This is a genomic window from Natrialba magadii ATCC 43099 (genome assembly GCF_000025625.1).
In the GTDB taxonomy this organism is placed as follows: domain Archaea; phylum Halobacteriota; class Halobacteria; order Halobacteriales; family Natrialbaceae; genus Natrialba; species Natrialba magadii.
Genome location: NC_013923.1, coordinates 134849 through 146058, shown reverse-complemented (window position 1 = coordinate 146058; position 11210 = coordinate 134849). Strand labels below are relative to the sequence as shown.

Annotated in this window: 8 protein-coding genes; 4 read left to right on the top strand and 4 right to left on the bottom strand. The window is 62.9% G+C overall.

Features of this window, described 5'->3' with window-relative positions; genetic code table 11:
- Window positions 1-49 precede the first annotated feature (49 nt).
- The 4 genes from NMAG_RS18155 (at window position 50) to NMAG_RS18140 (ending at window position 5296) form a co-directional block, all read left to right on the top strand.
- The gene (locus NMAG_RS18155; protein WP_004214234.1) at window positions 50-1021 is read left to right on the top strand and encodes an NAD(P)-dependent oxidoreductase; all 972 of its coding nucleotides are present in this window, start codon (window positions 50-52) and stop codon (window positions 1019-1021) included.
- A 6-nt stretch (window positions 1022-1027) separates the two neighbouring features.
- The gene (locus NMAG_RS18150) at window positions 1028-4240 is read left to right on the top strand and encodes an FAD-binding and (Fe-S)-binding domain-containing protein (RefSeq protein WP_004214233.1); all 3213 of its coding nucleotides are present in this window, start codon (window positions 1028-1030) and stop codon (window positions 4238-4240) included.
- Between the two features lie 259 nt (window positions 4241-4499).
- On the top strand, window positions 4500-4943 hold the full coding sequence (locus NMAG_RS18145; protein ID WP_004214232.1) for a helix-turn-helix domain-containing protein: 444 nt from the start codon (window positions 4500-4502) through the stop codon (window positions 4941-4943).
- Entirely contained in the window at window positions 4940-5296 is a 357-nt protein-coding gene (locus NMAG_RS18140) for a type II toxin-antitoxin system PemK/MazF family toxin (protein WP_004214231.1), read from the top strand. Before NMAG_RS18145 ends, NMAG_RS18140 begins: the two co-directional genes overlap by 4 nt.
- A 28-nt stretch (window positions 5297-5324) precedes the next feature.
- On the opposite strand, the gene gdhB is transcribed toward NMAG_RS18140, so the two are convergent.
- The 4 genes from gdhB to NMAG_RS18120 form a co-directional block, all read right to left on the bottom strand.
- Window positions 5325-6623: a glutamate dehydrogenase GdhB gene (gene gdhB, locus NMAG_RS18135; RefSeq protein ID WP_004214230.1), complete on the bottom strand. Its 1299-nt coding sequence runs from the start codon at window positions 6621-6623 to the stop codon at window positions 5325-5327.
- A gap of 6 nt (window positions 6624-6629) precedes the next feature.
- The gene (locus tag NMAG_RS18130) at window positions 6630-7808 is read right to left on the bottom strand and encodes a M24 family metallopeptidase (protein WP_004214229.1); all 1179 of its coding nucleotides are present in this window, start codon (window positions 7806-7808) and stop codon (window positions 6630-6632) included.
- A gap of 398 nt (window positions 7809-8206) precedes the next feature.
- Window positions 8207-10735 carry a heavy metal translocating P-type ATPase gene (locus NMAG_RS18125; RefSeq protein ID WP_004214228.1) on the bottom strand — a complete coding sequence of 843 codons (2529 nt, stop codon included), beginning with the start codon at window positions 10733-10735 and terminating at the stop codon, window positions 8207-8209.
- A gap of 250 nt (window positions 10736-10985) precedes the next feature.
- Window positions 10986-11210 carry a hypothetical protein gene (locus NMAG_RS18120; RefSeq protein ID WP_004214227.1) on the bottom strand — a complete coding sequence of 75 codons (225 nt, stop codon included), beginning with the start codon at window positions 11208-11210 and terminating at the stop codon, window positions 10986-10988.

Here is an 11210-nt window from a genome sequence, read left to right as displayed (position 1 = left end):
AAGGCGGGAGACGAAAGATACCCGTTTCACACACCCACAGGAATTTCACATGAGCACGAACCCAGATATCGTCGTTCTCCGAGAGGGAACGGAAGGCCTGTCGATGGAATCGTACGCCGAAACGCTGCGTGAGCGACTGCCCGACTACACCGTTGCGCTCGCGCGGACGCCACAAGAAGAGCGCGAACTCGTCCCCAAGGCACAGATTGTGACCGGTATTACGATCGAAGAGGACCTCCTCGAACGGGCGGAGCAGCTCGAACTCTTCGCCTGTACGTTCGCGGGAACGGATCACGTACCGATGGACGCGCTGGCCGAGCACGGCGTCGCCGTGACGAACGCGGGTGGCATCCACGCGCCCGGCATCGCAGAGCAGTCGATCGCCAACATGCTCGTCTTCGCACGGAACCTCCACGAAGGCTGGCGGCGAAAACAACACAACGAGTGGCGACACTTCCAGTCCCACGAGTTCACCGACAGCACCGTCACGATCGTCGGCCTTGGCTCGATCGGCCAGGAAGTTGTTACGCGACTCGAGGGCTTCGGCGTCGAAACGATCGGCATCCGCTACACGCCGTCGAAGGGCGGTCCAACCGACGAGATCCTCGGTTTCGACGAGGAGGATATCCACGATGCGTTCGCCCGCAGCGACTACGTCGTACTCGCCTGTCCACTGAACGACCTGACCCGCGGTCTCGTCGGTGCGGACGAACTCGCGACGCTGCCGCCGAACGCGGTCGTCGTCAACGCCGCCCGCGGCGGGATCATCGACACCGATGCACTCGTCGGCGCACTGCAGTCGAACGCGATCCGCGGCGCTGCCCTCGACGTTACCGAGCCCGAGCCGCTACCGAACGATCACGAGCTCTGGGACCTCGAGAACTGCCTCATCACGCCCCACACGGGCGGTCACACGCCAAAACACTGGGACAGGTTGGCCGATATCGTCGCGCACAACGTGCACGCACTCGAGGAGAACGGTGGGCTCCAGAACGTCGTCCTTCACCCGGAGTCGAGCTAACTGGCGATGGCGACCGACGATACGCAGTCGACGACCGACCACAGCCCGCAGACGTCGACGCCGAACGAGCGACGGCTCGGGAGAGACCACGAGAGAGGGGACCAAACTCAGAGCCAGACAGCAGCGTCTGATCCCGCAGCCGACGACCGCGCCGCATACGAGTACGTCGGCGGAGATGTCGATCAACCCGAACTCGTCGCCGCGCTACAGACTCGTATCGATGGGGAGGTCCGGTTCGACGAGTACACGCGACAGCTGTACGCGACCGATGCCAGCGCCTACGAGATGGTCCCGGTCGGTGTCGTCCTCCCGCGGACGACGGCAGACGTGGCGAACGTCGTCTCCTACTGTGCCGAGCACGGGATTCCCGTGCTCCCTCGCGGCGGCGGGACCAGCCTCGCGGGACAGGCGGTCAACGAGGCCGTCGTTCTCGATTTCACGGCACACATGGGCGAGGTGCTCTCGGTCTCGCCGGACGAGCAGCGAGCGACCGTTCAGGCGGGGACCGTCCTCACAGACCTCAACGACGAGCTGGAATCCCACGGCCTGAAGTTCGCGCCGGATCCCGCGGCTGGCAATCGAAGCACGATTGGCGGCGCGGTCGGCAACAACTCCACCGGTGCGCACTCGCTGCAGTACGGCAAGACGGACGCCTACGTCGAGGCCTGCGAGGTCGTCCTCGCTGACGGCACCGTCGAGCGCTTCGGGGAGGTGACGGTCGCCGAACTCCGCGAGCAAGCAGCGCCGGATGGAACCCTGCTCGGACAGATCCACGAGGCGCTGCGGCGAGTCATCGACGAGGAAGCCGACGCGATTCAGGACGTCTTCCCGCAACTGAAGCGCAACGTCTCGGGGTACAACCTCGACCGGTTGGTCGCGGAAGCCTACGGGAGGCCGGACGCGTTCGACGAGTCTACCGGCGGCGGACTCGAGATCGACGCCGACGCCGAACCCGATCCGGACGCAGTCGTCAACCTCGCGCGCGTGTTCGCCGGCAGCGAGGGAACGCTCGGCATCGTGACGGAAGCCGCCGTCTCGCTCGAGCCCGTTCCCGAGACGACCGCCGTGGCGCTGTTGACCTACCACGATCTGCTCGACGCGATGGCCGATGTCGACACGATCGTCAAACACCACGATCCGGCCGCGATCGAAGCCATCGACGACGTGCTGATCGGCCTCGCCGAGCAAACAGAGGAGTTCGAACCGGTCGCCGAGCGACTTCCCGCCGGAACGGAGACGGCGCTACTCGTCGAGTTCTACGCCGAAAGCGACGACGACGGCCGCGAGCAGGTCGCCGACCTGATCGCTGATCGCCTGCCGGACGAGACGGTACCGGATCCTGCTGGCGATGATGGCGAGACAGCATCTCCGGCACCTGTCCGCGCATTCGACGTCCTCGAGGCCCACGACCCCGAGGGGATCGCCGAACTCTGGAAACTCCGCAAGAGCGCCGCTCCAATCCTCCTCTCGCGAACCTCCGATGCGAAGCACATCTCGTTCATCGAGGACACCGCCGTCCCGACCGAGAACCTCGCCGACTACGTGGCCGACTTTCAGAGGGTACTCGAGTCCCACGACACGTTTGCGAGTTTCTACGCGCACGCGGGCCCGGGCTGTATGCACATGCGCCCGCTGGTCGATACGAAATCCGAGGCCGGACTCGCGGAGTTCGAGGCGATTTCGGACGCTGTCACCGACCTCGTCGTCGAGTACGGCGGCAGCGTCTCCGGCGAGCACGGCGACGGACGGGCGCGAACGCAGTGGAACCACAAACTCTACGGCGACGAGGTCTGGGAGCTCTTCCGAGAACTCAAGACCGCGTTCGACCCGGACTGGCTTCTGAACCCCGGGAACGTCTGTGGCGACCACAGCATGACCGAGCACCTGCGCTTCGATCCGGAGTACGACTTCGAGGCCGGCTTCGACCCCGCGCTTGAGTGGGACAACGAGAACGGCTTCCAGGGCATGGTCGAACTCTGTCACGGCTGTGCCGGCTGTCGCGGCGACCAGGAGACGACCGGTGGCGTGATGTGTCCGACCTACCGCGCTGCCGAGGAAGAGAGCCTCACGACCCGCGGACGGGCGAACATGCTCCGGGCCGCGATGAGCGGCGACCTCGAGACAGACGCCACTGACGACGAGTTCCTGGCCGAGGTGATGGACCTCTGTATCGGCTGCAAGGGCTGTGCCCGGGACTGTCCGAGCGAGGTCGATATGGCGAAGCTCAAAGCCGAAGTCGAGCACGCGGCCCACCAGCGCCACGGCGCGAGTCTGCGCGACCGACTGTTCGCGAACGTCGACCGGCTCAACGCCGTCGGCTCGCTGTTCGCGCCGCTCTCGAACTGGGCGACCGCCCTGCCCGGTTCCGGCTACCTCACGGAGAAAACAGTTGGCATCGCCCGCGAACGCGACCTGCCTGCGTTCGCGAGCCAGAGCTTCGAGGACTGGTTCGCAAAACGTGGCCCGCGCATTCCCCGCGACGAAGCGGCCCGCAAGGTCCTGCTCGTTCCCGACACGTCCACCAACTACAACCACCCGCGAGCCGGGAAGGCAGCCGTGCAGGTCCTCGAGACCGCCGGCGTCCACGTCCAGGTACCCGACGACGTCACCGCAACCGGGCGACCCGCCCATTCGAAGGGCTTCCTCGACGTCTCTCGCGAGCGGGCCCGAACCAACGTCGACGCGCTCGCACCCGCAATCGAGGACGGCTGGGAGGTCGTCCTCGTCGAACCCTCCGATGCCGTCATGCTCCAGTCGGACTATCTGGACCTCCTCTCGGGCCCTGACGTGGAACTGGTCGCATCGAATACGTACGGGGTACTCGAGTACCTCGACCGATTCGACCTCGCAAACGACTTGCCGACGGGTGGGATTGGCGAACCGGGCGAGACGCTGACCTACCACGGCCACTGTCACCAGAAGGCAACGAAGAAGGACGGTCACGCAGCGGCGGTACTCGAGACGGTTGGTTACGAGGTCGACGCGCTCGATTCGGGTTGTTGTGGGATGGCGGGTTCGTTCGGCTACGAGGCCGAGCACTACTCGCTCAGCCGACGGATCGGCGAGATTCTGGTCGACCAGGTGACCGCCAGCGACGGCGAGCGCGTCGTCGCGCCGGGAGCGTCGTGTCAGTCTCAGCTTGCGAGTTACGACGGCTGTGACGAGCCAGTGCATCCGATCGAGACGGTCTCAGATGCGCTCGTCGGGAGCACACGGTAGCGGTGTCTTGAGGTGGAGGCTTGTTTTCGAGCGGAGAGCGGGTAGTAAGGGCGGTATCTGGTGAGCTGGACAGCGGCGCAAATTCATAACTGATCGTGAATATTCGAATACATAGGTAGGAGAGTACGCAGGTGCAGGATACACAGGTGCAGAGTACACAGTGGGAAATATATGAATATAGAATACACAGTATACAATCTGAGGGTACATAATACACTTATAAGCCTCGAACTCGATGTGCGAGGTAGGGGAAAATACCGTGCCCATCAGTATCGACGAGTTCGACCACCACGAATCGCCGGATCGACGCGAAACGAATGCGCAGCGAGTTCTTCGATTTCTCATTGAAAACCGTAACAAGGCGTTCAGGGCGACTGAAATCGCTGAAGAGACCGGTGTCAATGCAAACTCGGTTCAGCCAGTTCTCAATCGACTCCGATCACGGGAACTCGTTCGGCACAAGGAGCCCTACTGGGCGATCGGCGATATAGAGCGTATACAGGAGGCAGCCGTCTTTCACTCGACGGCGGAATTTCTCGACGAGGAATTGGGCTCCGAAAGTCGGGAAGCATGGCTTGCGGCCGCGGAGGAATCTGCGAACGACGGTAGCGGAAGGGCAAGCGAGGGTACAAACGCAGACACAAGCGCAAGCGCAACCGAAACCGAGGGCACCGACACGAGTGCAGACGAGGACGACAAGTGACTGAATCAGAGCCCGCGTTCGACGACCTCGAGCGAGGGCACATCGTTCTCGCACCGGATCCGTTCAAATCGGACACGGACATCACAAGACCATGGGTCGTCGTCAACAACGAGCATCATCCGTTCGACGCACAACAGTACGTCGTCATGGGATTGACGACACAGACATGGTACGACGCACGAGTGCCACTGAACGACGACGATTACAGCCACCGACAGGCACCACGTGACAGTTCGATCGTTCCGCACGCAGTTGCCTCGCTGCAGCCACAGCTGATTACGGACTATGTGTGTCGCGTCCGAGGCAAGCCACTCGATCTCGCCGTCGAAATGCTGCTCGCATATCTCCGATAATCGCGCAAAAACAACGATTTCGAGAACGTTACGGCCAGAGACCGCGCTTCGACTTCGCCTCTGCAATTCGGGAAAGTGCAACGACGTAGGCCGCGTCGCGCCAGCTCAGATCCTTCGCCTCGACCTCCGAGCGAACGTCCTCCCAGGCGTCGAGCATCTTCTTCTCGAGTTCCTCGTTCACCTCTTCGAGACTCCACTTGCGGCGGTTGATGTCCTGAAGCCACTCGAAGTAGGAGACGGTGACACCGCCTGCGTTCGCGAGGAAGTCGGGGATAACCGGAATCTCACGCTCTTCGAGGATCGAATCCGCGGCGAACGTCGTCGGACCGTTCGCGCCCTCGACGATGATGTCAGCCTCGATGTCACCAGCGTTGTCGGCGGTGATGACGTTACCAACTGCAGCAGGGATGAGAACGTCCACATCGAGTTCGAAGATTTCCTCGTTGCTGAGCGTCTCCGGCGCATCCTGCTCGAGGACCGCTTCGGGCTCTTCCTCGTGGGACGGAATCGACTCGACGTCGAGTCCATCGGGGTCGTAGATCGCCCCGTTGACGTCGCTGACCGCGACGACGTTCGCCCCCCACTCATCGAGGAGGCGGGCGGCGTTCGCGCCGACGCTACCGAAGCCCTGCACGGCAATGGTCGTCTCTTCGAAGTCATGGCCGTAGTAGTCGACGGCCTCGCGGGTAATGATCGCCGTCGATCGACCGGGTGCCTCCTCGCGGCCCTGAGAGCCGCCGATAACCGGCGGTTTGCCGGTGACGACGCCCGGAATCGTCTCGCCCTGTTGCATCGAGTAGGCGTCCATGAACCAGGCCATCGTCTGGGCGTCCGTCCCCATGTCCGGAGCTGGAACGTCCGTCGTCGGCCCAATTACGTAGCGCAGTTCCTCCGCGAAGCGGCGGGTGAGCCGTTCGGTCTCCGCCTCGCTGAGTTCCTTTGGGTTGACGGAGATACCGCCTTTCCCGCCGCCGAACGGGAGGTCCATGACGGCGCACTTCCAGGTCATCCACATCGAGAGGCCGACACACTCGTCGGCGTTCACTTCCGGATGATAGCGCAGGCCACCCTTGTACGGCCCGCGAACGTCGTCGTGCTGGGCGCGGTAGCCCGTAAAGACCTCGACGCTTCCGTCGTCGCGCTCGAGTGGCACCGAAACCTGCTCGACACGAGTGGGGTGTTTCAGTCGTTCGATGACGCCGTCGTCGACGTCGACGTGTGCTGCGGCGCGCTCGAGTTGCCGGCGCGCTGTGACGAGGGCCGAGTCGAGGTCCTCTCCCGAGGCCGACTCCGAATCTGCGTCCTGGTTGGATGGTGTCGTGGTCATCGGTAGTTACGCAGTGAACAGTTTTCGCGGGAAGTCCGCAAGTGTTTCGACTCCGTTGCTCGTCACCCGGAACGTCTCGCTGGTCTCCATCCCGATGTCTTCCGTCCAGATACCCGGGATCATGTGGAACGTCATGTTCTCCTCGAGTACCGTCTCGTCGCCGGGGCGGATACTCGCAGTGTGTTCGCCCCAGTCCGGCGGGTAACCAAGCCCCACCGAGTAGCCGATTCGGTCCTCTTTCTCGATGTCGTACTTCGCAATCGTCTCGCGCCAGGCTTTCTCGACGTCCTCACAGGTAACGCCCGGTTCGGCGACGTCGAGGGCAGCCTGAATGCCTTCGTTGACGATCTCCGCAGTGCGTTCGAGTTCGGCCGGCGGCTCGCCAACGAACGTCGTCCGTGCAAGTGGCGAATGGTAGCGATGGCGACAGCCCGAGAGTTCGATGATGACCGGGTCGCCCTCCTCGAACGGCCGGTCAGTCCAGGTCAGATGTGGTGTGCCCGTGTGATCACCAGACGGCATCAACGGGACGATAGAGGGATAGTCGCCGCCGAACTCGTCGGTGCCCGAAATCAGCGCGTCGTAAATCGCCGCTGCGGCCTCGTACTCCGGCACCCCCGCCTCGATCGCGTCGAGGCCAGCCTGCATCGCGGTTTCAGAAATCTGGGCCGCCTCGCGCATGTACTCGAGTTCCTGGTCGGATTTTTTGACTCGGACCCAGCCGACGAGGAGAGTCGTGTCCTCGAAGTCGGCGTCGGGGAGGTTCTGCTGGAGGCGCGTGTAGGATTTCGCGGTGAAGTAGGCGGCGTCCATCTCGAGACCGATGCGGCCCTCGGCAACGTCGAGTTCCTCGAGGACGCCTGCGACGTAGTCCATCGGGTGGAGGTCGTACGGTGAGTGGACGTGGTCGTCGCTGTAGGCGCGGATGCTCTCTTCGGAAAGGGACGTCGTCGCTCGTGCACCGTCGGCGTCCATCCCCCGGCCGACCCAGACGGGTTCGTCGCGGTCGGTCGTGACGACGACGGCCTGGTGGACGTAGAACGACCAGCCGTCGTAGCCGGTGAGATAGTTCATGTTGGCCGGATCCGTGACGACGATGGCGTCGAGGTTTTCCTCGCGCAATCGCGTTTTCGTCCGGTCGAGTCGGCGTTCGTATTCGGCGTCGTCGAAGATATCTCGGGACATGATACCAAACCCTACGCGAAGGGACGACCGCCCGGACGTAAAAACTTTCGTGTATGGCGAATACGGATACTGTTTATACTATCTCCCTCAGAGTCGGCCTGCTGTGTCCGTTCTGAAACGGAGGGGTGTAGCAAACTGTGAAAGTGGAACAGCCCAGACGCATTTCGCGGGTGCCTGGCGAGCAGTAAACACAGAAATGCACACAATATAGTAGCCACTGAAAGGCAGTGCACACCCAATCGCACGGCGGCTGCGCGATTGGTGTGTACACAGTTTCAGTTGTTACTATAGTTCCGAATGGGGAGACCACTACGAGAAGACTGGTTTGTCCATCATCCGGCTGAGAACTCGTCGAAATCAACCGCTTGAGAGATTTCCCACCCGCTTCGGGACCGACGTCAGAGCGAGCGCGCCGAATTGATCACGACGAGTGCGCTACTGGCAGCCATCGCCAGCGCAGCAAAGAGTGGATTCAACAGCCCTGTCAAAGCGAGCGGAATAGCAATCGCGTTGTAGACGAACGCCCAGCCGAGATTCTGTCGGATCCGGCTGTGTGTCCCCGCAGCCAGATCGAACGTGTCGGGAACGGCCGCAAGGTCGTTGCTGACGATCACCGCATCCGCCGCGTCAGTCGCAATTTTCGTCGCGCTCCCCATCGCAATGCCGATGTCTGCAGCGGCGAGCGCCGGTGCATCGTTGCTCCCGTCGCCGACCATCGCAACCGTTCCTCTCGATTGGAGACGACGAATCGTCTCGGCTTTAGCCGCCGGCGGCACGCCGGCAAACACCTCGTCGACCCCAGTAACCTCGCGGAATCGGTCAGCCGCGCCGCCGTCGTCTCCGGTCAGGACGATGACCTCACGACCGTCCGCGAGCAAGTTGACTGCTTCCCGCCACTCCTCACGCGGCGCGTCACCGACGACGAGCACTCCCTGGACGCAACCATCCCAGCCGACTGCGACCGGAACGTCCCCTGCTGTCCGGGCCTCTTCGACGACCTCCTCGAGGGTCGAGGGAAGTTCGTGGCCGCGATCTCGAAGGTAGTCGGGGTGGCCGACAGTGACCCGCTCGCCGTCGACGAGACCGCTCACTCCCCGTTGATTGCGCTCGAACTCCGCAACCGCCGCTCTCGCGTGGTCGTCCGAGTCCCCTGCTGGCGCGTCCGAAACGATGGCCTCCGCGATAGGATGCTCGGAGAGCGCTTCGACCGCAGCCGCCCGGCGATGGAGTGCACTCGAGTCGACCCCGGCTATCGTCTGAATAGATGCGACCGTCATCGAGCCGGTCGTGAGCGTCCCCGTCTTGTCGAGGACGACGACGTCGACGTCAGGAGCGTCCTCGAAAATCGTCTCTGCAGCGACGACGATGCCGCGCTTTGCGGCGGATTGGACGCCCGACGCGATTGCAAGCGGGGTCGCAAGCCCCAGCGCACAGGGACAGGAGACGATAACGACGGTCAAGCCGACGAGCAGTGCCTCCGAGATCGAGGATCCAGTGGCGAGCAACACGCCAGTCGCACCGGTCGCCAGAATGAGTACGAGCGGGACGAAAATTGTCGCTAACTTGTCGGCGAGGCGCTGCACGCCGGGCCGGGCGCTCTGGATGGACCACAGCAGCGAGACGAGTCGATCGAGCGTACTCGTCGCGTCGGCACCGACCTCGAGGACGACCGGCGCGTCGGTAACGACTGTTCCGCCCTGTAACTCATCACCCGGTTCCTTCTGGACGGGGAGTGACTCACCCGTGACCAGCGATTCGTCGACGGCGGCCGTCCCCTCTTGCAACTGACCGTCGAGAGGGACACGTTCTCCGGGACGGACCAGAAGGTGGTCGCCTGGCTCGACGGACTCGAGTGCAACCGTTTCGCCGTCCACCCGACGAGCCTCGTCGACCTGCTGTTCGGTGAGATCAGAGAGGAGGCCCGCGGCGCGGCGTTTGATCCGCTCCTCGTAGTACGTGCCGGCGGTGACAGCGAGGATGACGGCGACGGTAACGTCGAAGTAGAGGTCCGTTCGGCCGAGCGTCATGGCGAGGGTGCTGTAGCTGTAGGAGCCGACCGCAGCGGTCGTGACGAGCAGGTCCATGTTCGGATGACCTGCTCTGAGGCTCACGAGCGCCCCTCGCAGGATCGGATACCCAGTATAGAAGAGGACGAACGTGGTCATCAGCCAGATGTTGACCGCGAGGTAGTAGCCGTCGTAGCTGCCGAAGTCGACGACCGGGTCGTAGCCGAAGTAGGTGGGGTAGAGAAAGACGGCGTACCACACCATCACCATCATCCCAAAGAGTCCGCCACCGATCAGGAACTTCACGAGCGCCTGGTTGGCTGCATCCGACTCGTCGTCGGCCGTGCCGCGTTCGCGTGCGGCGTAGCCGTACCCGGAAATCAACTCGGGGAGCTCGCCCGACTCGACCGTCTCCGGATCGTACGCGAGCCGAACCGTCTCGGTTGCGTAACTGGCTTCAGCCGCGAGGATGCCGTCGTTCGATTCGGCAACCGACTCGAGGAATACCTCGCACGTCGAGCAGTGCATTCCTTCGACGGTCAGGAACGCATCGTTGGCCTCGGCTGCTGACGCTGACTCCGCGTCGGTCTGTGCTTCGTCGCCCTGTTCGCCAGAGTCGGCACTGTCAGCAATCCGCTCCCGAATGGCTGCTGGGTCGATCTGTGACTCGTCCGCATCGGTTTCGACCGTCGAGAGTGTCCGTGAAACCTCGAGACAGCCCTGACAGCAGAATTGCCCCGGGGCATCGGATGCAGTAATCGGGGGAGACGGAAGCGGCAGTGAGCAGAGGGTACAGCCACTTGGCTGCTCGTCGGGAACGTCCTCGTCGCCGGCGTGGGAGACTCGAGTAGACGAAGAGTCACCGGCTGCCTGCACGGAATCCGGGGAGGGCGAGTCGTGGTCAGGGAACTGATCGGTCATAGCAGCGTAGAGTAGGTCATTGTCACACCGTGCACCGGAAAGTAACTGCGGGTACTGAAGGCAACCGACCGGGCAGGGACACGGGAGTGCGAATCAGTCATTGGAACGATTGGGACGTGACGGTGAGAGTGTGTACGCGAGAGTGTGTGCGTGAGAGCGTGTACGCGAGATCCAGCTGGGTATTCTGGTACTCGGGCAACGATGATAACGTCCATCCCGCGAATGGACCCGTTAGTTACGAAGCCGTTGATTACGGTGTGGTGCCGTTCGAGTCGTGATCGCGGTCATGGCCGTGTTCGTGGGCGCTCTCCACGGGACTGAACGCGATATAGAGGCATGCAAGGATAAGTACGACATTTACAGCCGAAACGATGCCAGCCATGACAGAGTCGCTGATACCGTACCACGCCAGCGGGAGGAGAGCGATCAATCCGACCGGTAACGCTACTCGCGGGGACGCGTCCTCAAATTCCAT

What these genes read in the sequence shown, in the direction of transcription:
- NMAG_RS18155 (WP_004214234.1), top strand. Translation starts at nt 50, where the DNA reads ATGAGCACGAACCCAGATATCGTCGTTCTCCGAGAGGGAACGGAAGGC.
- NMAG_RS18150 (WP_004214233.1), top strand. Translation starts at nt 1,028, where the DNA reads ATGGCGACCGACGATACGCAGTCGACGACCGACCACAGCCCGCAGACG.
- gdhB (WP_004214230.1), bottom strand. Translation starts at nt 6,623, where the DNA reads ATGACCACGACACCATCCAACCAGGACGCAGATTCGGAGTCGGCCTCG.
- NMAG_RS18130 (WP_004214229.1), bottom strand. Translation starts at nt 7,808, where the DNA reads ATGTCCCGAGATATCTTCGACGACGCCGAATACGAACGCCGACTCGAC.
- NMAG_RS18125 (WP_004214228.1), bottom strand. Translation starts at nt 10,735, where the DNA reads ATGACCGATCAGTTCCCTGACCACGACTCGCCCTCCCCGGATTCCGTG.
- NMAG_RS18120 (WP_004214227.1), bottom strand. Translation starts at nt 11,210, where the DNA reads ATGGAATTTGAGGACGCGTCCCCGCGAGTAGCGTTACCGGTCGGATTG.